We start from the raw sequence: 24,616 nt of genomic DNA, 5'->3' as shown, positions 1-24,616 counted from the left end.
GATGACGCGCTTTAGGATACTCTTCGAACACTCCAACCTCGCCAGCAACTCGGAAGCAGTCGACCTGTTTGGCCCGCGGATTAACCGGATCGCGGGGTTAGCGTTTTTCAAGATACCGTGAGACCGCCTGCTCGAGAACCTCAAGAAATGCGCGGGTAATCCGGGAGGGTGCAACATTCCGGGCCTGAACGACGCGCGGCGTGACTGAAACTGCCGGCAGGAACGGCTTCAGGACTGCCGTCGGAAAGATCTCGCTCACTCCCATCGGCTCCACGATTGCGACGCCACTCCCCTTCATCACCAGCGAGCAGGCCGTGATTGTGCTGTTGGTTCCAATCATGACCTGCCGATCGAGATCAATCTTGCCAAAGGCCGCTCCGAGCAGGTCGTGGATGGGCTCGTTGCGAACATTCGTGATGATCGGCTCCTTATGAAGGTCATCCGGCTGGATGGCCGCCTTGCGGGCCAGCGGATGATCAGGACTCATGACGCAGACGAGTTGCGTCTCGAAGAGAGGATACACACTCACGGCCAAGTGCTCCGCCGGTGCGTAGATCAAACCGAGATCGATCTGGCCGCTGGCGGCGAGTTCCATGACCTCCTTAGTCTTCGTGATTTGTAGCCAGATCCGCACACGGGGGCGGTCGCGGCGGAAGCTGGCAATGGCTTCCGTCAGAAAGCTGCATGATAGGGTCGGTGTGCAGGCGAGGGTGAGCACCCCAGACTGGGACTCCTTCAGGTCTCGGGCATATTTCTCGACGACCCCAACGGTATGAAAGACCTTCTCGACCTCTCGAAAGAGGTTAAGGGCCTCCGGTGTGGGTTGGACTCGGCCGTTCGAGCGCCGGAACAACGCGAAGCCAACGAGGTCTTCCATCCGCCGCACAGCTTTCGTCACGGCCGGTTGTGACATCTGGAGGTGCTTTCCGGCGGACGTAATGCTGCCGGCCACCATTACAGCCCGGAAGATTTCGAGTTGGCGAAGATTGAACATAGCTGACCATAACCCAGAGTTATGGCCGACGCATCATTGAACTGTCGACGTCCACCCGGTTGTCGAGCAACCTGCCCCCCAACACAACAAGCGCGGCTATGCGCGGCTGAGGAAACGTTCGTCCAAGCGCCAAGGGCGATCGCTCTCGTGCGCCTCTGCCGCGCTCGCAAGATTGGAGCAGAGGATGGCCCGCTTTTCGACGCGAGCTCTGGAAGTCCACAGCGGATATGTCTGGAATTTCGATTGGATCCGCAAGGCTTTGGATTTCGCCAAGCGGCACGATATGACGGCGCTCGTGCTCCACCGTAACGATATCGTCGACCTGACAGTGTATCCCGGCAAGCTTTTCGGCGCCTCCGATATCGGTCGCAACATCTTCGAGCGCTACCGGGAGATCTATCCAAAACTCTACAAATATACCCCTACCCGGCGCAGCGGTCCCTACCAGCGCAGGGACTATCTCCGCCGAGTCATCGACCTCGCCAACCGGGACGGTCTCGATGTCTATTTCGAGAACAAGGAGCTGTCGTTCCCCGACATCCTGATCGAGCTCAATCCGCAATTGAACAAGAATGGGACGCTTTGCCCCAACGACCACTTCTGGTGGGATTTTGTCCGCACCAAATACACCGAGCTCTTCCAAGACCTCCCGAATATTGCAGGCATCATCACGGCGCCGGGCACGGGCGAGAGCCGGCTAGCGATCTCTTCTAACCGCTGCACCTGTGACCAGTGCCGCAACAGCACGCCTCAAGCCTGGTACGGCAAGCTGATCATGGCGATGTACGAGCCAATCCGGGCTGCGGGCCGCCAGCTCGCCGTTCGCGATTTTGTCTTCGACAAGAAGGCTCAGACGGAGCTCGCCGAGACGATCGAGAAGCTGCCAGAGGACATAATCGTCTGCCTCAAGAACACTCCCCACGACTACTACCCGACGTTCCCGGACAACCCACGCCTCGGCGACGTCGGCAACCACCCTCAGTGGGTCGAGTTCGACACGATGGGCCAGTATTTCGGGTGGGGCGTCGGGCCAGCTATTATCATTGACGACTATAGGCGACGCATGGCGATGGCGCTCAAACACGGCGTTGAGGGCGTCATCCTCCGAACGGACTGGGAAAGTCTCGACGGACACTCCTGCTTCCACACACCCAATCTCATCAACCTGCACGCCGCATCGGCCCTAGCGGTAGACGAAAACGTCTCCTCAGTCGCAGTTCATCGGGAATGGTTGACAGAGAACGGAATGATCTCCCCCGATGCGACGGATCACGCCATTGATGATGCCGCAGCCTGGAGCGAACGGCTTTTTGCCCGATCGTGGGAGATCATCAGCAAGAGCCTCTTCGTCAATGACTGCGTTTTTTCCGATTCCAGCAACTACCCTGTCAGCCTTGAACACGCCTGGTGGTTGGCGGAGGAGAAGAATAGTCTCAAAGATTGGGATCCCGCGAAGGGGAACGCGCTAGAAACGAGCGAAGAAAACGTCCGAGCCATTCTAGCTGAAAAGGATGAGGCACTCCGTCTCGTCGAGCAGGAATCTCTCCTCGTCAGGGACAAACCAGATGCCCTGTCCGTGCAGGCCCATACCGACTTGACCGCCAAGTTCGATACGTTCCGGCTCTATGTCGCCGGTTGGCGAGCTGTCGTGCGCGCATGCATGCTCACGAAATACCTTCTTGACCATCCCAGCGCCACAACAAGGTTCGGGCGCGAGGCTCAGGAGTTGATCTTGACCGACTTGGACGATTTGCTCGTGCTGGCGGACCGGATGCAGGCCGCTGAAGCGCGAACGGACCAGCACTTCGCCGTCTACAACATGCTTGGGTGGGAGCGCTTGCGAACACTCAACGCAGATTTGAAGGCGCGGCTGGCCCAGCTGCCTAGTACAGTTGTGGCCAGCCCGGAAATGGCAGGTTAGGCCACCAGGAGAGGAGATTGCGGGAATGGGACAGATCAACCCTGTCATCCTGACTCAACGGATCGTCGCCCTAGCGCTGTTCTTGATCTGCGCTGTCTACCTCAACGCCGCGACGGGTTTCTCCTTCGGAAGCTGGAGCAGTCCCAAGGCGGGATTCGTGCCCACCATCGTCGGCTCGCTCGGCGTCATGCTAGCGGCCGCTAACGTAGTTCGCATCTTCCGGGCAGGCGCCGCTGGGTCCGCCGATTTCGGCCAGTCCCCGATCCGGGCGCTCGGGTTCCTCGCCGTCCTGATGCTTTATGCGGGGGTGCTCGGAATTCTGGGCTTCCTCCTCGCAACGTTCCTAGCCACACTGGCACTACTCAAGGTTGGAGAATTGCGCGGCCTCGTCTGGCCCGTCGCCATCGCGGGCTGTTTCTCTGGAGGTATCTGGCTCCTATTTGGGCGCATCCTCCAGCTTCCCTTGCCATAGGCGGCCGCTGCAATGACATCCCTTGACGCGCTCATCCACGGCTTCACAGTCGCCGCAACCCCGACGAACCTCCTGGCCGCGGGCTTAGGCGTTATGCTGGGAACGTTCGCGGGCATGGTTCCCGGACTTGGCATTTCCGGCACCATCGCCCTTCTCATCCCGATTAGCTTCGGCCTTGATCCGCTCACCGCACTGGTGATCTTCGGTGGCATCTATTACGGCGCCGCCTATGGTGGGTCCACAACATCAATTCTCCTCAATGTACCGGGTGAAGGAGCGTCCGTTGTTACTTGCATCGAGGGCTATGCCATGTCGCGGCGCGGCCGGGCCGGCGCCGCCCTGAGCGTTGCGGCGATCGGCTCGTTCGTCGCTGGTCTCTTCGGCCTCGCGGGACTGATTCTGTTTGCTCCGACCATTGCCGGCGCAGCCCTCGCCTTTGGACCCCAGGAATATTTCTGCATTGCAGTCCTGGCTTTGGTGGTCTTGTCTGGGATCAGCGGCCAATCGATGGTGCAATCCGGACTAATGGTCGTGGTGGGGGTGATGATTGGCACGATCGGCATCGATCCCATGAGCGGGGTTGAGCGCTTTACCTTCTCCCTCGACGGGCTTCTCGACGGCATCTCGTTCATCATCGTCGTGATGGGAGCGTATGGACTGGCGGAAGTTTTTAAGACCGCCGCCGAGGGCAATGCCGCCGTCAATCCGCCGAAGATTGGCCTGCGCGATCTCTATCCCACCCGCGAGGAGATCAGCCGCTCGATCCCAGCGATCGGCCGCGGGAGTCTGATCGGCTTTCTGATCGGACTGATACCCGGCCCGTCCGGCACCATCTCGACCTTTGCGTCCTATGCAGTTGAGAAGCGTTTCAGCCGTGGCCGCCACGAATTCGGCTCTGGCGCCATCGAAGGTGTCGCGGGACCGGAATCGGCAAACAATGGCGCAGATTCCGCGACGCTCATACCGCTTCTCTCCCTCGGACTGCCGTTCAACGCAGGTGCGGCGATGCTTTTGAGCGGCTTTCTAATCCACGGGATCACACCGGGCCCGAACCTCGTCAACAGCCAACCTGACCTGTTCTGGGGTCTCATTGCGAGCCTCGTCATCGGCAACATGATGCTGCTTATCATTAACCTGCCCTTTGTCGGTGTATTCGCATCCGTACTACGAGTTCCACTCAACATCCTGATGCCGCTGGTCTCGGTTTTAGTCCTAAGCGGAACGTACTTCATCGGTAACAGCCTGTCCGACCTATGGCTCGCGATTGCCTTTGGCGTCGCGGGGTACATCCTAAAAGGGACCGGGTACAGCATCGCGCCGCTTGTCATTGGCCTCTTTCTGGGCCCGCTCATCGAGAAGGGCTTCGTCCAATCGATGGTCCTGGTCGACGGAAGCCTCATAGGATTGATGGCGCGGCCCTTCAGCGGCTTCCTGCTTGGAGCGGCTGGGCTGTTCATCGTCGCCCGCATCGCGCTTGCGGCCCTTCGATATGCGCGCCGGCCCAGCTCTGCCCATCTCGCCCCGGTACTGGCTTCTACGCCGGTGTCCGGTCTACCCCAGCACAACAACGACATTTAGGGAGACTTTTCATGCCGTGCCGACCGAACCTCTTCAGAAGAAGGTCCCTCCTCGCAGCCGCCGCAGCCGCGGCGGTCTCTTGCCTCACCCTTGGAACGGGTGCCGCTGTTGCGCAGGGCTACCCAGAGCGTCCGATCAAAATAATCGTCCCGTTTGCACCGGGAGGCAGCACCGATCTAATCGGCAGGATTGTGGCGAAGGTCGCCGAGCAAAAGTTGGGCAACCCCCTGGTGATCGAGAACAGGCCGGGCGCCGGAACGATGATCGGTCTCAACGAACTCGCGGGCGCCAAGCCGGACGGCTATACGATCGGCATGGTAACAAGCACGCTCGTGCTCCAGCCGCTTTACGGCAACACCCGCTACGATTATCCGAACGCCCTACAAGCATTGGCCCAGGTTGTGGTTACGCCGCCTATCCTCGCCACCAGCGCGCAATCGGAATGGAAGACTCTGAAGGACCTACTGGCCTTCGCGAAAGACAATCCTAAGAAGGTCAAATACGGCATTACAGGCATCGGGAACTCCTCCCATATCGGGCCTGCGCAGCTCGCGCGCGCGGCGGGCGTTGAGATTGAACCCGTAACGTTCGACGGCGGCGGGCCGCTGATGACGGCGCTCCTCGGCGGTCACGTGTCTGCGGCAGCAGGAAGTCCGGTGGATTACAAGAGCCAAATCGAGGCGGGCAAGCTCCGGGCGCTGGTCAACTTCGGCCCCGAGCGCAGCACCGATCCCCTCTTGAAGGACGTTCCGACTGCAAAAGAACTCGGCTATGACGCGGAGATCGTCTCCTGGACGGGCGTCGCGGGACCAAAAGGTCTGAATCCAGACATCGTCAAAAAACTGTCGGATGCCTTTGTGGCGGCCATGGCTGACCCTGAGGTGAAGGCCCAGATCGAGAAGCTCGGCTCTGACCCGGTCGCGGTGGATGCCGCCGGTTTTGCACAGCGCTGGTCATCCGAGACGGCCAAGCTGAAGCAGGTCGTTGCCGAAACCGGCATTCTTGATCTGGTGAAAAGCCAGAAACAGTAGATTTGGCCGGCTGAGCGGTCACGCTCTCCCACGGCGAGAAAGGCGAGCGCCTGCCGAGGTCAGGTGCTCGCCGTAATTCGCTCGTTGTTGTAACACACCCAGCTCACTGTCACGGAGAACGCGGTGCCGGCTGCCCTGGGGTCCGCCAGCGCCAAAAGGCAACACCGTCGGCAGTTGCCAGAAAACCGGCCAGCATGAGGGAGCTAGAGGGGCAGCCAGATCTACAGGCCAGTGAGCCGGGCTAACAGCGGTGAGCCTTCAGCGTCCGTGGGCGAACATTACGTGCCGGACCTGCGTGTATTCGGTAAGAGCCGTCATGGAGAGGTCGCTGCCGTAGCCGGAGTTTCGCATCCCACCGTGTGGCATCTCGGTCGCGAAGACGCCGTGGGTGTTGACCCATGTCACGCCATAGCGCAAGGCGGCGGAGAGTTGGGCTGCGCGTCCTAGGTTGCGTGTCCAGATCGACGAGGCAAGGCCATAGGAAGAAGTATTGGCCCAGCCGATCACCTGGTCTTCGTCCTTGAAGGGCGTGATCGAGACCACGGGGCCAAAGACCTCCTTCTGCACGATCTCTGAATTCTGGCTCGCCGCGATGAGTGTCGGCTCGTAGAAGAAGCCCTTCCGATCGGGGATACCGCCACCTGTGATCACCGTCGCCCCGTCGGCCTGAGCGCGGTCCACGAAGCCGGCGACACGATCGCGTTGCCTCTGCGTGATCAGCGGTCCGAACTCGGCCCCGGCCTCATCCGGGCCTCCATAACTGATAGAGGCGATGGCTCGTCCGAGATCGGCCACGAGACGGTCGTAAATCGGGGCCGCCGCGTAGACATGACAGGCGGCCGTGCAGTCCTGACCGGCGTTGTAAAAGCTCGCCTCCTTGAGGGTCTCGATCAGGCTCGGAAGATCCGCGTCGTCGAACACGATGACGGGTGCCTTGCCTCCAAGCTCCAAATGCGTGCGCTTCATGGTTTCCGCCGCTGTAGCCAGGATCTTGCGCCCGGTGCCCACATCGCCCGTCAGGGACACCATCCGAACCAAGGGATGCGAGACAAGCCGCTGGCCGACAAGAGCCCCAGTCCCGGTTACGATGTTCACGACGCCCGGCGGCAACACCTCCGCGAAGATTTCAGCCAGCTTCAACAGGGTCAGGGGCGTATGTTCCGAGGGCTTGATCACGACTGTGTTCCCGGCGGCAATGGCCGGCGCGATCTTCCAGGCCGCCATGAGAAGCGGATAGTTCCAGGGAGAGATCGAGGCGACCACGCCGACCGGATCGCGCCGCAGCATGCTGGTATGCTGACCGTTGCGGTACTCGCCCGCGGGCACGCCCGGCATGCTCCGCGCGGCGCCGGCAAAGAAGCGGAACACGTCCACTACATTCGGAATCTCGCCGCCCAGCACATAGCGGTGTGGCTTGCCGCAATTGTCGGCTTCGAGCCGTGCGAAGCCCGCGGCGTTGGCTTCGATCCCGTCCGCAATCCGCAAGAGGGCCCTCGAACGCTCGCGGGGCGTCAGAACGGCCCAGGCAGGGAAAGCTGCCTCTGCAGCCGCGACGGCACTGTCGACCTGAGCCTCACTGGCGCTGGCAAGAGACACCATCAGATCGCCAGTGGCCGGATTCACCACTGGTTCGGCGGCTCCCTCGCCAGCCTGGAAATGACCGTTTACGAAAAGCTGTGCCTGATCAAACATGATTAAGTTCCTGTGAAATGAGCGTTCAGCCGTGAGCCAGAGTGACCTTGCCCCGGAGAACATCGCCATAGAGACGAAGGAGGGCTTGGGATTCAGGATTGTTATGAACCTGCCATTCCGGATGCCATTGCACCGCGAGGATGGAGGATGCGCCTACGCGCGCAGAGACGGCCTCAACGACGCCATCGGGAGCCGTCGCTTCGACCGAGAGCCCTGGGGCCAATCGGTCGATACCTTGGTAATGCACCGAGTTGACCACGATGCTCGATGCCGCCAGCGCGCGGGCGAGGACGCCTTCTTCCATAAGGCGGACCTCGTGACTGTGCTCAAACATCGAATCCATATCGGCATTGGCTGGGGCATGATGGCTCAGGGTGCCGCTGCTCGTTGCAAGGTCACATCGCAGGGTTCCGCCGAGAGCGACATTGATTTCCTGCAGGCCTCGGCAAATGCCGAGAACAGGCTTGCCAGCTTTGACCATCTCCGAGAACATCCGCCTCACGACTTCGTCCCGCCCCTCGTCGAACGGTCCGTCAGCCCCGGCATCGGCCCCCCCGTAGAACCGGGGGGCTATGTTGGACGGGCTGCCGGTCAAAAGGCAGCCATCGATCATGCTCGCCAAGCGCGGCGCCTCGACGAAATCGGGCAGGCTCGGGATGATCACCAGTGAGGCGTTCATATGCTCAGCCGCGGCGAGCAGATAGCGCTGCATCACGCTGGCGGCGACTTCTCCAGCAACCATGCGGTTGCAGGCGATCACGCCGAGGAGCGGTCGTTGGGATTCACCGGAGTTGTTTTGCAGCGCGGTTGTCAAGCCGATCATGGCGCTGGGCTCCTCACGGATACGGTCAAAGTTAGGTCGAAATAACTTGTGCCCCGCCTTCCGGCAGGCGCACCGTCACCCTCTCCCCCGCAGAGAAGTCATCGGATGCGGGAGCCAGGCATTTGAGGCGCAGATCTCCCATGCGGAGTACGTAGCGAATACGGGCGCCAAGAAAGACCCGGGTCTCCACCGTCGCGAGGAAATCGCCGGACATGCCGGGCCTGGCAGGAAAGAGCTTCAAATCCTCTTGGCGAAGAACCAGGTGAGTTTCGCCGTGCGGCTTTGTACCCACCGCGACGGCGACCGTTTCACCGTTTGGCAACTGGGCCTGAGGCCCCGATACACCGTCAACGACCCTTACCGGAACAAGATTCGCGGAGCCCAAGAATTCGGAGGCGAATCCTGTGTGGGGAGATGCGTAGATGGTCTGGGGATCTCCGACCTGCTCGATGCGACCGCTATTCATCAGCACGACCACGTCCGAGAGGCTGAGAGCCTCCTCCTGGTCATGGGTGACGAAAACGGTGGTCAGCCCCAGCCTGCGGTGAAGCTCGATCAACTCCACCTGCATGTCCTCGCGCAGGCGGGCATCGAGATTCGACAGCGGCTCGTCGAGCAGAAGGATCTTCGGATCGGATACGATGGCCCGGGCCAAGGCGACACGCTGCTGCTGGCCGCCTGACAATTGGCGCGGCATTCGGTCGGCGAGATGGCCGAGTTGAACGGTCTCGAGAGCAGCCTGGACGCGATCGTCCTGCTCCGCCCGCGTGCCTCTGCGCCGCATCCTCAGAGGAAACCGGATATTCTCACGCACGCTCATGTGCGGCAGAAGCGCATAGGATTGGAACATCATGGCGATGTCCCGGGACTCCGGCGCCAAGCCTGTCACGTCGCGCCCATCAATGCGGACGGACCCACGCGTGACGCCCTCCAGCCCGGCAATGATGCGCAGAAGCGTCGTCTTTCCGCAGCCGCTCGGGCCCAGCAGGCTCACGAACTGACCACTTTCGATGGCAAGAGAGATGCCGTGCAGCACCTGTGTCGAGCCAAAGGATTTCACGATTTCGGTAAGATCAAGGGTTGCCATGTCAGGTGCCGACGAAGCGTTGAATGCCGAGGAACCGGTCGATCACCGCGATGAGCAGGATCGTGAGCCCCATCATCAGGGTCGAGACGGCCGCCACGGTAGGATCCGGACTGAATTCAAGCTGGTTGTAGATTTGGATCGGAAGGGTCACGAGGTCGGGCGTCCGCAGGAACAGGGCAACGACGGCCTCATCGAATGAAATATTGAAGGCGAAGAAGGCGCCCGCCGCGAGGCCGGGTGCGCATTGTGGCAGCACCACATGGCGGATCCGCTGCCATCGGCTTGCTCCCATGGTGCGTGCGGCTTCCTCGAGAAAAGGATCCGAATCCGCAAGAACCGCGAGCGTGGTGCGGATGACGTAGGGCAGAGCAATCACCGTATGGCCGATCCACAGGACCGGGAGCGAGACCGGCCCGACGCTTGCGCTCCACAGCATGAGCAAGCCGATGGCGAAGATGATGGACGGCAGGATCAAGGGTGAAAGGAAAAGGCCGGCGAGAATCCCGGTGCCTGGAAGCCGCCGGCGATGGAGAGTGATTGCCGCTCCAGCTCCAATGACAGTTGCGGTCAACGTGACCAGCACCGCGAGCTGAAGGCTCGTGACAAGGGCCCCCACATAGGCGTTCGACTCGAAAATGGCGCCGAACCAGCGGAGTGAGAACCCCGCCGGAGGAAAGGCGATGAACTGGCTTTCCGAAACAGAGACGCCCGCAACCACGATCAGCGGGCCAAGTACGAAGACGAGCGTCAGCGCCACGAATACCCATGTGAGTGCCTTCAGCCAGCGGGGAACGCCTCTAACCATGACGTCGTCCTGAGAGCCTGATGTAGGGCGTCAGCGCGAGGAGTACGCCGATCAGAAGGATGACCGACTGAGCCGCCGCAAAATTCCATTCCAGCGTCTTGGTTGCGGCATCGTAGATGGAGCTGGCCACTACGGGGAGCCTGACGCCGCCAAGCAGTGACGGGGTGACGAAGGAGCTGACCGACAGCGTAAAGGCCAGGAGAGAACCGGCCAGAATTCCAGGCATCGCGAGCGGAAGCACAACGCTGCGCAAAGTTGCCAGGAAGCTCGCGCCCATGGTTCGCGCCGCCTCCTCCAGACGGCGATCGATCTTCATGACCACGCCGAGAATGGAGAGAGCCGTGAACGGGAGCAGAACCTGGACCATGCCGATAACGATCGCTGCTTCCGTATGCATCAGGGTGAAATTGCGCCCGACAAATCCGAGCTTCCAAAGGGAGAACGGGATCAATCCGCCGCGCCCGAGCACAACCATCCAACCGAATGTGCGTACGACGACGCTGGTCATCAGGGGCAGGATGATGAGTACGATGAGCCAGAGCCGCAGCTGAGGGCTGACCCGGGCCATTACATAGGCCAGCGGAAAGCCAACGGCAGCGCAGATGATGGTGATCAATAGAGACAGGTATATCGTGCGCCACACCACGCCGAGGTAATAAGGATCTGACAGGAAGCGGACGAAATGCTCGGCGGTCACACCTCCGTCTGCCCCGACGATGCTAAGACGCAGCATCTCGACAAGAGGAAGGACGAAGGCGAGCGCCAGCAGGAGAATGCCGGGGCCCGCGAGTGCGATGTCTTCAATGCGATCACGCATGGCGAGCCCCGGTCAAACGATCAGCGGGCGATCAGCTTCTTCCAGCGCTCGACCAGCGAAGCGCGGGCGGCATCCACCTCGACGGGATCGAAGCGTATCAGGCCAGACACGGCCTGCTCACCATAGACGACCTCCTTCGCAAGAGTGTCGTCGAGCTTGGTCGCCTTGTTGGTGGGCGAGTAGCGCAGCTCACGAGCCCAACCCTCCTGCACCTCGGCAGAGAGAGAAAAGTCGATAAACTTCTTAGCCAGATCATGATTTGGACGGTTCGCTACAAGGTTTGCCGTGAGATAGACGGCTGGGGTGCCTTCGGCGCCCTGCACGAATTCGATTGGCAGGCCTGCTTTGCGTAAGGTGTAGGCATAGTCCTGCGCATAAGGAGCGACCCAGGCGTCGTTCTGTGCGAAGTTCTGTTGCATCTCGGGCGAGGTTGACACGACGACGGCACTATCGAGCAGGTCTTTCACCGCAGTGAAGCCCGGCTCCGGATTCTTGATCTCGCCGCCCTTGACCTTGTTCATCATCAGGAAGCCCAGGAGACCATAGCTGTTGGATAGGTCGGTCAGGACGATGTGGTCCTTGTATGCAGGATCCCAGAGGTCAGCCCAGCGCGCCGGCTTCTTAGGCGCCTTGTCCTTGTTGTAGAGGAGACCAATGGCGGCAACTGCGTGAACAGGCCCTTCGCCTCGCGACAGCCCCTCAGTAGCGAACGGATAAAGATCCTTTGCGTTCGCTAGCTCTTCCGCCTTGATCGGCGAGATCAGCCCTTCTCGGGCGGCCACGACTTCCTGTCCGCCAGAGAAGTGGATAACGTCGAACTGCGGAGATGCCTTCTGGGCGCGCACCTGCGCCAGGGCATCGGCCGAGTAGGCTGTGACGACCTGAACGTCCACATCGTACTTCTTCATGAACGGCTCGATCACGAGCTTCCGGTGGATCTGCTCGTAGGCCCCGCCATAGGAGTTGATGACGAGCTTATCTTTGGCTGCAGCCGGCGTGACGAGAGCCGTTGCCATGGCAAGAGCTGCCGCGATTTGTGAGACTCTGGCAAACATTGTTTTCACCCTCTGGTTTGTTGCACAGGTTCAGGCTACGCTGTTTCAGGCCAAGCGCCCAACTTCTACAGTCTGAATGCCTTCAATACGGATGCTGCGGCATGCGGCAGCCACCTCTTCAAGACCCTCGGTCATACGGCCGAAGATGTTGCAGGGGGTCCAGCCGATGGGCCCGAAGATGCGCCCCCCGTTGTCGTAGAACATGCCGATCTCCCAGAACTCGTCGGTCATGCCCTTCATGAGATTTTTGGCTTGGTAGAACCACAGGAGCTCTCCCGCAATGGGGAAGCAGGTCTGGTTCTCAGCCGGAATCGAGAGAGGATCGAAGGTCTGCGCCTCGGCCGGAAGACCGGTCATGATCTCAGGCCCAGCGAACATGGCATGCCCGGCTGGCATTCGGACGGGATTGACCAGAGCATTCCAGATCGTCTCACAGGTTACAGGAGCATTTTCCCAATAAAGATCGATGTTTCCCTGAACATCCTTGTCAACGAACTTTAGGTAAAGGCGGCGTGTTGTCATGAGCTGTTCCCCAAGGCCGGGAGCAAACCCAGCCGGCATTTGCCACGAAAGCGTTGCAGCCAAGGCAGAACAAGTCCAATTATCGTTCTATATCGCCACCATAAAAATTATTTATCAACTACCTCTATCAATCCAAGCAAGGCTTGGATTGGCCTCAGCGCAAAAGTCTGCTGCGGTTCGCCGGGCCAACTCCGCCACTCTCTCAGTCAAAAGAGACCCAGGAACCGGGCAGTAGCTCGCAATGAATGTCAAAGGTGGAAAAGGCTTGTTGATTTGGACTTGAACCAGTTCGCCCGATGCAAGCTCCCGTTGCACCACGATGGTAGGAATAGCAGCCACTCCGAAACCGTCGAGAGCCAGACGGATCATGGTTGGCAGGGAATTGGAGTTCGACAACTGGGAAGCAAGAACACTCTCGTCTTGGAAATAGGGCGCGATCATCCGATACGGCGGCGAGCCACGTGGGAACGTGATGAGCGGCATGGCTCCTAGTTCCGCGACTGAATAGAGCTGATCGCGCTCCACAAGCTTCGGGCTTCCAACCCAGGCCATCGCATAGGAGCACACGACAAAGCTGCGATAGCCCTCCTCCAGGACAGGATCGAGACAGAATGCAATATCCAGTTCACCACTTTTCAGGTGCTGGTTGAGGCTGAAGGTTGAGTCCGTAACGATCTCGATCTGCGAACCTGGATAGGTCTGTCGCAGCTGGTCGTAGAGGCGCGGAAGCCACGTCTGAACGATCGCGTCGATGGCACCGATCCGCAAAGTGACAGGGATGCTTTCTGGGTCCGTAAAACCTAACTTTAGGTTATCGAAGTCAGTCAGCATCTTTTTGATCACCCGCAGCGCCTCGTGACCGGCCGGGGTGAGATGAAACTCGCGCCCTTCACGATCGATCAGCTGGACTCCCAATTCCCGCTCAAGAGCGGCCAAGCGAGACGATATTGCAGGCTGGGTCGTGTTAAGGTGTTTCGCAGTCCGTCCGAAATGACGAAGGCGCGCGAGATGCACAAACGTTTCGAGATTAGCGAGCTTCATTGCGGACATCTTCCTTGCTGCCCGAAGATACCGACCACCTCAGGAATGTGAAGCTTCGCCTTCTGACCGACTTTCTCTTGCGATACATAGTAGCCAAAGAGCTCCGGTCTCAGCTTCAAGCGACTGTGCCGGTCACTCACCTGGTCCATGCGTCAACGAGTTGACGATAGTCCACCCACGTGGCCCCAGGAGGGATCCTAACAAAGTCAGAAACTTGGCTCTTTCATGAGAGAAAAAGCAGCAAGATCAAAAGATAACCAATAATCCGTTAAAGCAGCTGCAACCAAAGCAGGTGACAATCCGTGAGATCAAAAGGCTCTTCGCATTCACGGAAGGACAAATAATGGGTAATGGTTTGAGTCAGCTCCGCACCTTTAAGGGCGCAATCTCCGAAGCGCTTGGCAGCGGAGTACTATCTAACCCCGATGTCAACTCCGCTCGCGCTCGCTGCTCTGATGCGCTTTGCGCTGTCGGAGAGCTATTGAAGGGTTTAGGAGCGCCAGCTGGACAAGCAGATACATTCTACATGCTTGCAGAGGCAATCGGCGATTTGGAGGTCGGATCCATCCATCCATTGCTTCATGATTCAAAGCACCCTGCACTTAAACCCACTAGGTTTCCTGTAAGGCCCCCAGATACGAGTGAGAGAGGACGGCAGAGAGCTTTCATTGCGCTAGCTCTAGTTGTTCTAGTCGCAGCAGGCAGGAACAAGCAGAAGGCAGCTGCATTTCTAGCTCAACACCATAAGAAAATTAGCAGAATTTCTGGCGCAAAATCCAAGGACTTGAAAGCAACGATCATCGAATGGGACAAGGCGTTCCGATCGAAAAAGGTTAAGCATCCTGCCGCTCTTGAGGCCTATGAGATGCAGGAGCCCAAGTTTGCAGCTCAGATCAAGGAGCTGCCACTCGAAATACGGCAGCAGAAAGCCGAGGAGTTGGCCAATCACCTAGTGGAGGAGGCTTTGGGATTAAGTCTCCATTCCAATCCCAATGAACGTCCCTGATCTTTCTGTAACACCGAGCCCGTAATCACGAACAGTCACTCTGACCCATTGTGCCACTGGGACAAACTCGGTCCTCACGAGAGGTCACCATGACGTCCATTCTTACTAAGCTTGAACTGCTCAACCAGCTTGAGCAGTTCAATCAACTTCCGACAGAAATCTCCCGCCATCGCGTCCTGAACACCGCAGAAGCAGCAGCCTTCCTCAACTTCAGCGTCGTCCATCTCCGTCGGCTCTATCGCAGCGGCGGCGTACCCGCGCCTATTCAACTCAGCGCCAGAAAGCTCGGTTGGCGGGCTGGCGATCTCATTGACTGGGTTGCCGCACGTCAGAGCCGTCCGGTGACGGCCTAATTAACTTCTCGACGCCAGCGCCTTAAAGAAAAGCCCCACAAGAGGCGCGCTCCGGCGGGGCAAAGGAATTCAAATGCAGAACTTGTCTAGCACACGGCGCAAGCGGCGCAAGGCTTCCGCTTGCCCGAAGCGCATCAATCCCCAACGCGATCTTGAACTGCTGGCTATCCCAGCAGTCCGTACCATTGTCCGACGCTCTCATGTCAGCCCCATCGCAGCGGCTTTGATTGTCGAACTCTCTGGCCTGTCTCATGAGGTGCCCCATGCTTAGGACAAACCCGATCTTCTACAATCCCTTCAAGGAAATCCGCGGCTATATCGACGAGCGCCTGAAGCTCAAACTTGAAGCCGAGCTCGCGTGGATTCTGATCCGCCTCATGCACGCCGGCAAAGTGGGGTGCACGCCTGCCAATCTGATGGGGCCAAGCTTAAGCCGCTTTATTTGCGAGCTCCGCAAGGCCGGGATCGGCATCAAGACTGTTCGCACAAAGAGTACCGACGGTCGCGGATTTGGGGTCCGCTATGTGCTGCATAGCGGGATCATCATCACCGGTGTCGATCTGAAGGAGACGTTCAATGATGCCGGCTAGTCTTTTCGCTCGTACCCACAGCACAAGTTCGGCTCAGATTGCAGGCGCCTTCTGGGCCAGCCAGGATCTCCTCCGCCGCGAGCGTGGTGAATTAGCCAGGTACGGCGCCCCCTTGCCTACCCTGCTGAGCCCCGCTCCGGTCCGCGCGGGCTATGTGGTCTTCGACGACGCCGGTTTTGATTTCTGTGGTCACGGCAACAATGAAGTGGATGGCGCCCGCGCCTTCCTCTTCCTGATCCTAGATAAGCAGCGTGAAGCTCAAGACATCATCGCGTGGGCGCCCCAACTGAATCGCCTCTCAGCCTGGCTCAACCGGGCCTGGATGTTGGCGCAGGAGGCGGCATGAGCCACCCTTGGATGCCCTTCTACCCCGGCGATTACCTCGCCGACACGGTGCACCTGAGCACCCTCGAGCATGGAGCCTACCTCATGCTCATCATCCACTATTGGCGCAATGAAGTCCTGCCTTCTGATGATACGAAACTCGCCCGCATTGTCCGCCTGCCGCTGGACCAATGGATGGAAATCCGCTCGACCCTTGCCGACTTTTTCCAGCCCGGCTGGCGGCACAAGCGGATCGAGGAGGAACTCGCGACTACAAAGGAGAAGTACCAGAGGCGCGCCGTAGCGGGACGCCAAGGCGGCCTCGCATCGGGCCGAACAAAGCAAAAGCAAACCGATGCTGGAGCAATGCTTCAGCAAGAAGCCGGCAATGCCGAAGCCCGGCTGGGCCAACCACAATCACAACCACAATCACAACTACATAAGGGAGAGAGTCAGAACGCGCCGTCCGATCTAGCCAGTATCTCGGCGGAGGACCGGTTTTGGGCTCGTCTGAATGACCTTGAGGAAAAAGGGATCAGCCGCTCCCGCTGCACAGAGCTTCTGGCGCTGACTGGGCACGACTTCATCGAGGCCAATCGAGCGCTGGATGGGGCCGAGCAGGCGGCAAAACCCGGTCAGTATCTTGGTGCTATCATTCGCAACCGGCAGCAAAGTGGCAAGGCCCCCTCGCCTCGCCCCAGCCCACATGTGCCCTCCTGGGTCGCTGAACGCCGGGCCACCGGTGTCATCGTTGAACGCGACGGTCGGCACTGGCGCTGTCTGGGCGAACTCCTGAACGAAGCGGGTGAGATGGTCGGATGGTGATGCTGGAGCGCCTTCGTGGTCTCGGGATTGTTGTTCCCAGCCGCCCTGGCGAGCACCGCACCCAATGTCCCCGGTGCTCGCCCACCCGCCGCAAGAAATTCGATCGATGCCTTTCTGTGAGGATTCAGAATGATGGGGCAGTCTTCCACTGCTGGCACTGCGACTGGAGCGGTGGTGCCTTCGACAATCAGTCCAACGGCATTGGCCTACGCCAAGAACGTGCGTGGTATCAGCCAGGCGACTTTGGAGCGGCTCGACGTCGGCTCCGCTACGGTGTTCTTCCCTGAGCTGAACGGCCAGAGCGAGGCACTCGTGTTTGCCTACCGCACTGGCGACGAAGTCGTGAACTGGAAGGCAGCAGCTTTTCCGGTGAAGGCTTTCACGTCCAAGAAGGGTGGCAGGCTCCAGTTCTGGAATATTGAACGTGCCGCGGGCTCGGAGACGATCTACGGCACCGAAGGCGAGATCGATGCGGCCTCCCTCGTCGAGGCCGGCATCCCGGTTGAACAGGTCATCAGCGTGCCAAACGGCGCCCGCTCACGCCCAGCTGATGCACCAACAGAGCTGCGGGGCTATGCCTATGTCGAGGAGGCGCTGCGCAGTGGTCTTGGCCGGGTGAAGCGCTTCGTCTGGTGCGGCGACAATGATGGTGTAGGCCTCGGACTGCGTACCGACATGGTGCAGTTGTTCGGCCCTGCCCGCTGCCACTATGTCGAGTGGCCAGAGGGCTGCAAGGACGCCAATGATGTTCTGCGCCGGCACGGAGCAGCGGCGCTCCACGAGATGGTGACTAACCGTGCTCTGCCGTGGCCAATTGAAGGTGTCTACCGGCTGAGCGAGGTGCCGGAACTTCCTCCCCTGACGCTCTGGCATCCTGGCTTTCCCGAGTGGGAGAGCAAGGTTCATCTCGCGCCCCGCACGCTGAGCGTGGTCACAGGACACCCCGGGCACGGCAAGACGACGCTATTTATGCAAATCTGGTATCAGATCTGCAGGGATTACGGGCTATCGGCCGCCATTGCCTCCTTCGAGACGCGGGCCAAGCCGCATCACCGCCGCACGCTTCGGCAACTCCATGCAGGCAAGCTGGAAGGCAACCTGTCAGACCGGGAAGTTCGGGCGGCGGATGCCTGGATCAACGATCACTTCCTTTGGCTTCTGCACCCGGAGCAACGGCCGTCACTGGAGTGGTTCCTGGACATGGCCGAAGTCGCTGTGGTCCGACACGGCGCACGCATCATTCAGGTCGACCCGTGGAACCGGCTAGAGGCGACGCGCGAGCGCAATGAGACTGAGACTGAATACATCGGGCGCTGCCTGCGCACCCTGCATGCCTTCGCACATGACATGAACTGTCACCTCCAAGTTCTTGCACACCCAGCTAAAATGGATGCATCCCGTAAAGGCAAAGCACCGGAGCTGGAGGATATCTCTGGCTCGAAGAACTGGGACAACATGGTCGATCAGGGCTTTGTCGTGCACCGGCCGAAGTTCATTGACGAGAATGGCCGCAACACGGAAGCGGAGTTCTATCAGCGCAAGAGCCGGTTCGAGGAGCTGGGCTACCCGTGCAAGCTTAAGATGACCTTCGACCTACAATCGGGCCGATACCGCTCGGCGGATTACCCCGGCTATGCTGGTCTCAACCACATGCCTTCCACCGGCTAGGACACCCCACCTGTTAACTCGGTTGTATGGTTTGCCAGAAAATTTAGGATTCGGGAGCAAGTGAATGGCAAGGTGTGGCGGCGGGCGCCCGACGGTTGAAAACAGCATCACTCTTGATGTCCGCCACCTCACCCGGGGCGGCCACGTCTCAGGCTATACCCAGTCAGGTACATGGCAATGGATGTGGTCCAACAATCGGCCGTCCTGCCAGGTAGCTTATCGGGCCCATCTCGGCGAGGATGCTGGCCTCTTACACCTGGTCAACATCACGTGCTTTGACCCCTATGGGAGGTTCAGTCACCTTCCAAGCCAGAGCATCCGACTGGTAGCTACGACCCTGCCCTATGGTGGCCGCCGGTGGTGGTTTGTGTGCCCGCAGACCGGCCGGCGGGTGATGAATCTGTATCTTCCCCCAGGCGCTTGTGTATTCGCGTCCCGGCAGGCCCATAGCTTGGGCTATGCCGTTCAGCGGGAAGGCGCAGGCGAGCAGGCCCGTCGGCGCGCTCGCAAAGCGCGAGCTCGGATTGGAGGGAGCCCGAACCTGCTGGAAAAGCTACCCAGAAAGCCAAAGTGGATGCGCTGGGCGACCTACTGGCGGGGTATGGACGCCTGCTACCAAGCGGACCGGCAAGCGCTCACATTTCTGATCTCCAGCACTGAGAAAATGCTGGGCAGGTCTATACGTGAATAAAAGGGGATTGAGGGATCAGGCAATGAGCAGTGATTAACCGGACTGACAGGGAGGCCCAACCGTTAAGTGGGCCGGCATTTCCGGTTGTATCCAGAGTCACGTTTCGGATTGCTAACATGATTAAGGCTACGGCACGGCAGATGGAGGGGCGGGACGCCTCGGTTGGGGCCTGATGGATCAGCCGTTGCTTCCGCCTGATGCCGCTTTGCATGCTGAAAGGAATGGCACGCCAGACAGACTGAAAAGAAGACCTACTATCTCATTGTCTTTGCTTGCTAATATCATTAGTCACCGGCCTCGGCTTTCACCCACCGAGCCAATCGCCGGGCCTCCTAAGCCTCTGAACCAGTGAGAAGAATTGAACTCCCTCCCTATTCCTTCGTTGCGCAGAACGTTTTCACTGAACAGTGAATATTGCCTTTTTAGTAAAATTTCGCCATAAGAGCGTTATTCACTGCGCAGCAAAAAAGGCAGATTGGGTGATGACAGAGAGGTTTGAGGGAGAACGAAAAACACTGGATGCGCTGACGTCAGCGCTGGAATCGCTCCCTCATGCGCACGCTGAAATCAGCAAGGTCGAGCATCCCTTCAATGGAATGGGACGGACGATCGATGCAGCCATCGACCTTGAAATCGCAGGCAAGGAGGTCGTGCTCCTGGTCGAAATAAAAAAGGCTGTCTATCCCCGCGACGTTAGGCAGCTGCTATGGCAAATGCGGGATCTCCGTAACACATATATCCACGAACGAAAGACTCAAGTCGTTGCTCTGGTTGCCGCCGACTCAATCTCACAGGGCGCTCGCGCGCTGCTCCAGGCCGAAGATGTAGGTTTTTTCGATACCGGCGGAAGTCTATTTATCCCAGCCAAAGGGGCTTACCTTTACATCGACCGCCCCGTTCCCAAGACATTCGAAAAATCCGTCCGTACTCTTTTTACGGGGAAGCGCTCCCAAGTCCTGCACGCGCTGCTCATAAAGCAGGACGAGTGGCTGGGCGTAACGGGACTCTCCCACATCGCCGAAGTATCCCCTGCCACCGCTTCCGAGACCCTCACCATGCTGGAAAAGATGGAATGGGTATCGGCACGTGGCCAGGGGCCTTCGAAAGAACGCCGTGTTTCGAACGCGCCGGGACTTCTAAATGAGTGGAAAACGCAGATACAAGCATCGCGGCGGCAGTTGCCCCGCCGCCGCTATTATGTGCCCGGGGGAGATCTTTCTGCGTTGGCGCACCGCATCGCAATGCACTGCGAGGGCGAGCGCATTGAATATGCCCTGACCCAGGAAGCTGCTGCACAGCGCTACGCCCCTTTCCTGTCCAGCTATTCACGTCTCGCCATTCGCGTTCCGCCTGTACGCGGTGTTGAGCAAATGCTGGCTGATTTTGATGCCCGCCCGGTAACGGAAGGCGCAAATGTCGACATCCTCGAAACGAAGACCCAAAGCGAATTCCTATTCAAGGAGAAGGTAGACAATCTCTGGCTCGCGAGCCCTGTGCAGGTCTATCTGGACCTTCTTCGCGGCGAAGGGCGCGCCCGCGACATGGCCGAGCATATAAGAAAAGAACTACTGAGGATCTGATCATGACGAAACCCACAACAGCCGAAGGATACGATCCTAACGTCACGGAGAACTGTGAGAGAGTCCTTGTAACTCTAATCCGCGGCCTCGGGCCGTGGCGAGACTCAATCTACCTGATTGGCGGTCTCACTCCGCGCTACCTGATAGCAAAGCGCCCGCCGGATGTTCCCGCCCACGCGGGTACAGGAGACCTGGATGTTGTCATCCAGCTTCATATGTTGGCCAGCACGGACGCGTATCACACACTAGAAGACAACTTCAAAAAGTTGGGCTTCACCCGCGCTACAAACAATGCGGGAAGAGCCGTCTCCTGGCGTTGGGAAGTGTTCACGGGCGGGATAAAAGTCATCGTCGAACTTCTCGCCGACGATCCCGCCAAATCAGGCGGGAAGGTGATGGAGTTGCCCACCGATGGCAACGTCTCGGCACTTAATATCCCGCACTCATCGATAGTTTTTGATCACCATGAGACGAGGGAGATCAGGGCCGAGCTGCTTGGCGACAACGGCGTCGCGGCAGTCAACCTCCACTATGCCGATCTGGTCGCCTTCACCTGCCTCAAAGCCTATGCCGTCGACCAACGCGACGAACGTAAGGACGCTCACGACTTGGTCTACTGCCTTGAGCATTTCGACGGCGGGATCCAATCTGCCGCCGCGAAGTTTAAAGCCGCACTAGAAGGGAAGCACAAAAATGTCGTGGGGGAAGTTCTCGGTCTCCTTGCCAAGCACTTCGCCGATGATCGTGACACGGAAGGCTACAGGAAGAACGGTCCCGTAGCTGTCGCCAAGTTCGAGATGGGCGAAGACGACGATGTAGAAGCCCGAGAAAGCCGCGCCCGGCGCCAGCGCGACGCATCCGACATTGTGACGCGCCTCCTTAAGGCCATCGAGACATGAGTTATTTTAGTGATCGGGAAGCGGGCGCACTTCCGCGCGACCGCGACACAATCAACCAAGCCGTCTGGGATGGAATCCGCGCCATCATCCGCAGCCGTGTCGAAGACGGCTCATTCGGGGCGCGCTTTCCAGCCATGTGTCCGGATGGACGTGGGCCGATCGGCACCGATGAGACTGCTTTCTGGCAGGTGATGCGCTCCGAGATTCCCAACCTTGACGAAAAGCCGTGGCACCCGTCCGCAGCCATGCCATCTATGCTGGACGGGCTCGACGTGATCGAATTCTGCTGGCAGGCGGTCGGAAAGCCGGTCGAGGGCTCATACCACTCCTATTTTGGCCATCATCACCTCAATTTTGAGGTTGAGGGTGGCCGCGCCGAATTTCGCGATTCAGTCAATCGCATCTTCCGGCGCAACGGTCTTGTCTTTGAGCTCAGCGAGGGCGGAGAGATCGTCCGGCTTGCGCCCCTGGCGCTCGCCGACACACTGTCTCGCATCGCGTTCCGCACCGGCGATTCCGAGCTTGATCGGTTGCTTGATAAGTCACGCCGGAAGTTTCTCGATCCCGATCTCGACATACGGCGCGAATCTCTCGAAGCCTTATGGGACGCTTGGGAGCGCCTGAAAACCCTAGGCGGATCGGCAAAGAAGGCTGGTATTTCGTCCCTCCTTAACTCCGTATCCGGCCCGGATTCACCCCGACTTCGCGCTGCGCTGGAGCAGGATGCCGTTGCGCTCACGGAGTTGGGCAATCAGCTCCGCATTCGTCACTCAGAAACGGATCGTGAAGCGATAACCAGTCACAGCCAGGTTGATTATCTCTACCATCGGCTCTTTGCTCTGGTGCAGGCTACCTTACGTGCTGCCGAGCCGCTTCGCTGAAATATCCGAATCACGTGTCGCCATGCGCCAGCGGCGCTTTCCGCCTCTTCGGATTCTGGGCCTTGTCGGCACTCCACAGCGCGCGGTCCAGAGTACGCAGCGTGACATTGCCGGCCTGCGCTTTCTGCCGGCAGAGCTCTGTATGAGCGAGCCACTTCTCGAAAATATATAGTGTGGAGCCCCCGACAGTTTTCATCGCACGAACATCAAGGATGGGATTTTGATCGGGAAAGGCGAAATGCAGGATAACGCTCGCCATCGGCCACTGGACGCCGCGTAACGCCAGCAGCGCGCCAATTCTCAGTCTTTCACTTTTCGCCGAGAATGCGGTCTGACTTATTTCGCGGACCTCGTCATCCATATTCTCGCTTACCAGCTGACGAGTTCGTCCGCCGCGCCATTTCCACCTCGCGACTGCTTCAAGATCGTTACGTGTCATAAAACCGCGCGTGCGTGCATCAATCATCAATGAGGCCAACTCTTCGTCGCCCTCGTACGCGTACGTGCTGGCGTACTTCTCTATGTCGGCCTTAGATAACGTGATCCGCATTTACCCACCCGCTAGATCGACTCTCTAACAAAAGTCGTCGATTGATCCCTCATACTGCTCAAACGGGGCGCCAATAGTCACGCAATGGGCTTTCATCGCGCCCTCCAGAGTGAAGAACGTGCCGCCGGACTCATGACAAAAGGTTTCTTTCTCATTATACACCTTGGCATGAGACCAGTCCTTGACGCCCGACGGGCTATTACAGACCACGGATAGGATGCCATCGGGGCCAATGGCCGCCTCCACCACAGTGCTTTCTCCATAACGATTTCGGGCAAAAACACTGCCCGGCACCAGCCGCGCCTGATAGCCGGCGACACCGTCCTCAGAAACAGCCCTAGGGCATTGCGGGAACTCGGTTGGCGTCCGCCACTTGCGCTGGATCGCGCTCGCTGTAAGCGAGGGCATGTCTAGTGGTTCCGGCTCTGGCGCCATAGCAACGGCTCCCCGCCACCGAGGAGGCGCGGCGTCCTGACCCACCGGAGACGAAAAGGTCGGCACCTCGGAAGCTTCTCGTTGGATCTCTCCTAACGGAGAGGAGACGAAGTTGATCCTGGCCGGGAGCGACTTTTCAGGAGCAGGCTTGTATAGCCATTCATCCAGCGCTCCGCCTCTACCCACTTTCGCCGTCTGCGCCCACTGCTCCAGACGCTTGCGGCACTGCTCTGCTTCTTCCCTCGTAACGACCCGCATCCACTCCCAATTAGGGATAGGACGGGCACCCGGGTTTTCGAAGAAAGCGTCAAGCGAGCCGTAGGCGGTCTCTATCCGCGCACGCGTGATGGGATTGAGAAGGATGTTTTCTAGCCGCGTGACCCAGCGCAGATTTTCGGCACGGTTGTTGAGCCTATTGGTGTCAATATGGTCCACGACATGGTCTGGCGATGGCCCTGGTCCGTGAAAGGCCGTCGCTACAACCCGATGTACAACAACACCCGCGATCTCAAAGTAGCCCGAATGACGGTTGAGGGTCCCGAAGGTCCATAGCTCATCGAGCTTTCTGCGTCGCCCATTCAGGCGGGAGCGCCTGAACACCGCGCCATTATCGCGAACGAGATAGATCTCTTCCTTAAACGCGACCTCGCATTCCTTCTCGAATGAATGGAGCATTTCTTCAAGCGGCTGCTCAGCAATCGAGTCCAGCGCTGGCGTCCGCGTAAACGGATCCGTGTCGTGCATTGCACGTCCTCCGTAGATTGTTTCCGGGATTTCATCAGCATTTCCAGTAAACTGGCGCTGGATTCTTAATTGGCGACAGTAGTCTAGGGTGCCAGGCCTCGCCTTATGCTCTCATGCACACAGGAATTCTGCCCGGGCGCCTGCGCCAAGTCAAGAACCTCGCAAGTCTCTGCGTGAGCTCGCTTTTTTGAGTTATCATCCTGCTTCGTCTGGAACTGTCCGTCGCCTCAAA

The 24,616-nt window shown here is 59.0% G+C and carries 24 protein-coding genes; 13 read left to right on the top strand and 11 right to left on the bottom strand.

The features are described from left to right. Window positions 1–97: 97 nt before the first annotated feature. On the bottom strand, window positions 98–994 hold the full coding sequence (locus tag MA07_RS22930; RefSeq protein ID WP_036357339.1) for a LysR family transcriptional regulator: 897 nt from the start codon (window positions 992–994) through the stop codon (window positions 98–100). Window positions 995–1,178: 184 nt separating this feature from the next. On the opposite strand from MA07_RS22930, the gene MA07_RS22925 reads away from it, so the two are divergent. The 4 genes from MA07_RS22925 to MA07_RS30270 all read left to right on the top strand — a co-directional run bounded on the left by MA07_RS22925 (window position 1,179) and on the right by MA07_RS30270 (window position 5,996). Further along, window positions 1,179–2,915 carry a hypothetical protein gene (locus MA07_RS22925; RefSeq protein WP_052003449.1) on the top strand — a complete coding sequence of 579 codons (1,737 nt, stop codon included), beginning with the start codon at window positions 1,179–1,181 and terminating at the stop codon, window positions 2,913–2,915. A gap of 25 nt (window positions 2,916–2,940) precedes the next feature. Beyond that, window positions 2,941–3,387 (top strand): tripartite tricarboxylate transporter TctB family protein, encoded by a 447-nt coding sequence (locus MA07_RS22920; RefSeq protein WP_036357338.1) that lies wholly within the window; start codon window positions 2,941–2,943, stop codon window positions 3,385–3,387. Window positions 3,388–3,399: 12 nt separating this feature from the next. Then, window positions 3,400–4,965, top strand: coding sequence for a tripartite tricarboxylate transporter permease (locus tag MA07_RS22915; protein WP_052003448.1), 1,566 nt, complete (start codon window positions 3,400–3,402; stop codon window positions 4,963–4,965). Between the two features lie 191 nt (window positions 4,966–5,156). Next, complete coding sequence (locus MA07_RS30270) at window positions 5,157–5,996, top strand: tripartite tricarboxylate transporter substrate binding protein (protein WP_052003447.1); 840 nt, start codon at window positions 5,157–5,159, stop codon at window positions 5,994–5,996. A 258-nt stretch (window positions 5,997–6,254) separates the two neighbouring features. On the opposite strand, the gene MA07_RS22905 is transcribed toward MA07_RS30270, so the two are convergent. The 8 genes from MA07_RS22905 to MA07_RS22870 all read right to left on the bottom strand — a co-directional run bounded on the left by MA07_RS22905 (window position 6,255) and on the right by MA07_RS22870 (window position 13,838). Then, a complete protein-coding gene (locus MA07_RS22905) occupies window positions 6,255–7,688 on the bottom strand; it encodes a gamma-aminobutyraldehyde dehydrogenase (RefSeq protein WP_036357337.1) in 1,434 nt (477 codons plus the stop codon). 25 nt (window positions 7,689–7,713) lie between these two features. Further along, on the bottom strand, window positions 7,714–8,511 hold the full coding sequence (locus MA07_RS22900; RefSeq protein WP_052003446.1) for a gamma-glutamyl-gamma-aminobutyrate hydrolase family protein: 798 nt from the start codon (window positions 8,509–8,511) through the stop codon (window positions 7,714–7,716). A 31-nt stretch (window positions 8,512–8,542) separates the two neighbouring features. Continuing rightward, a complete protein-coding gene (locus tag MA07_RS22895; protein WP_036357336.1) occupies window positions 8,543–9,598 on the bottom strand; it encodes an ABC transporter ATP-binding protein in 1,056 nt (351 codons plus the stop codon). Between the two features lies 1 nt (window position 9,599). Next, window positions 9,600–10,403 (bottom strand): ABC transporter permease, encoded by an 804-nt coding sequence (locus MA07_RS22890; protein WP_036357335.1) that lies wholly within the window; start codon window positions 10,401–10,403, stop codon window positions 9,600–9,602. After that, on the bottom strand, window positions 10,396–11,220 hold the full coding sequence (locus MA07_RS22885) for an ABC transporter permease (protein ID WP_036357334.1): 825 nt from the start codon (window positions 11,218–11,220) through the stop codon (window positions 10,396–10,398). Before MA07_RS22885 ends, MA07_RS22890 begins: the two co-directional genes overlap by 8 nt. Before the next feature lie 20 nt (window positions 11,221–11,240). After that, a complete protein-coding gene (locus MA07_RS22880; protein WP_200879420.1) occupies window positions 11,241–12,236 on the bottom strand; it encodes an ABC transporter substrate-binding protein in 996 nt (331 codons plus the stop codon). An 84-nt stretch (window positions 12,237–12,320) separates the two neighbouring features. After that, the gene (locus tag MA07_RS22875) at window positions 12,321–12,797 is read right to left on the bottom strand and encodes a DUF3830 family protein (protein ID WP_036357332.1); all 477 of its coding nucleotides are present in this window, start codon (window positions 12,795–12,797) and stop codon (window positions 12,321–12,323) included. Window positions 12,798–12,911: 114 nt separating this feature from the next. After that, complete coding sequence (locus MA07_RS22870; RefSeq protein WP_036357331.1) at window positions 12,912–13,838, bottom strand: LysR family transcriptional regulator; 927 nt, start codon at window positions 13,836–13,838, stop codon at window positions 12,912–12,914. 526 nt (window positions 13,839–14,364) lie between these two features. Here MA07_RS22870 and MA07_RS29785 point away from each other — a divergent pair. The 9 genes from MA07_RS29785 (at window position 14,365) to MA07_RS22820 (ending at window position 22,655) form a co-directional block, all read left to right on the top strand. Beyond that, on the top strand, window positions 14,365–14,844 hold the full coding sequence (locus MA07_RS29785; protein ID WP_152568986.1) for a hypothetical protein: 480 nt from the start codon (window positions 14,365–14,367) through the stop codon (window positions 14,842–14,844). Between the two features lie 89 nt (window positions 14,845–14,933). Continuing rightward, the gene (locus MA07_RS22860) at window positions 14,934–15,197 is read left to right on the top strand and encodes a hypothetical protein (protein WP_036357329.1); all 264 of its coding nucleotides are present in this window, start codon (window positions 14,934–14,936) and stop codon (window positions 15,195–15,197) included. A gap of 263 nt (window positions 15,198–15,460) precedes the next feature. Continuing rightward, on the top strand, window positions 15,461–15,787 hold the full coding sequence (locus tag MA07_RS22850; protein ID WP_036357327.1) for a hypothetical protein: 327 nt from the start codon (window positions 15,461–15,463) through the stop codon (window positions 15,785–15,787). Beyond that, window positions 15,774–16,133, top strand: coding sequence for a hypothetical protein (locus tag MA07_RS22845; RefSeq protein WP_036357326.1), 360 nt, complete (start codon window positions 15,774–15,776; stop codon window positions 16,131–16,133). Before MA07_RS22850 ends, MA07_RS22845 begins: the two co-directional genes overlap by 14 nt. Further along, entirely contained in the window at window positions 16,130–16,936 is an 807-nt protein-coding gene (locus tag MA07_RS28085; RefSeq protein ID WP_052003445.1) for a DUF1376 domain-containing protein, read from the top strand. The genes MA07_RS22845 and MA07_RS28085 overlap by 4 nt, the downstream gene beginning before the upstream one ends. Before the next feature lie 201 nt (window positions 16,937–17,137). Next, window positions 17,138–18,604: a DnaB-like helicase C-terminal domain-containing protein gene (locus MA07_RS22835; RefSeq protein WP_036357325.1), complete on the top strand. Its 1,467-nt coding sequence runs from the start codon at window positions 17,138–17,140 to the stop codon at window positions 18,602–18,604. 1,098 nt (window positions 18,605–19,702) lie between these two features. After that, on the top strand, window positions 19,703–20,875 hold the full coding sequence (locus MA07_RS22830; protein WP_200879419.1) for a type IV toxin-antitoxin system AbiEi family antitoxin: 1,173 nt from the start codon (window positions 19,703–19,705) through the stop codon (window positions 20,873–20,875). Between the two features lie 2 nt (window positions 20,876–20,877). Next, a complete protein-coding gene (locus MA07_RS22825) occupies window positions 20,878–21,774 on the top strand; it encodes a hypothetical protein (protein ID WP_036357323.1) in 897 nt (298 codons plus the stop codon). After that, entirely contained in the window at window positions 21,771–22,655 is an 885-nt protein-coding gene (locus tag MA07_RS22820) for a hypothetical protein (RefSeq protein ID WP_036357322.1), read from the top strand. Before MA07_RS22825 ends, MA07_RS22820 begins: the two co-directional genes overlap by 4 nt. A gap of 10 nt (window positions 22,656–22,665) precedes the next feature. On the opposite strand, the gene MA07_RS22815 is transcribed toward MA07_RS22820, so the two are convergent. After that, window positions 22,666–23,205, bottom strand: coding sequence for a hypothetical protein (locus tag MA07_RS22815; protein WP_036357321.1), 540 nt, complete (start codon window positions 23,203–23,205; stop codon window positions 22,666–22,668). A 24-nt stretch (window positions 23,206–23,229) separates the two neighbouring features. Continuing rightward, window positions 23,230–24,384, bottom strand: coding sequence for an HNH endonuclease signature motif containing protein (locus MA07_RS22810; protein ID WP_052003444.1), 1,155 nt, complete (start codon window positions 24,382–24,384; stop codon window positions 23,230–23,232). Between the last annotated feature and the right edge of the window lie 232 nt (window positions 24,385–24,616).

The sequence above is a fragment of the Microvirga sp. BSC39 genome (assembly GCF_000739015.1).
Lineage (GTDB): Bacteria > Pseudomonadota > Alphaproteobacteria > Rhizobiales > Beijerinckiaceae > Microvirga.
Note: the sequence above shows the minus strand (reverse complement) of the source record. Positions and strands in the feature narration are given on the sequence as shown.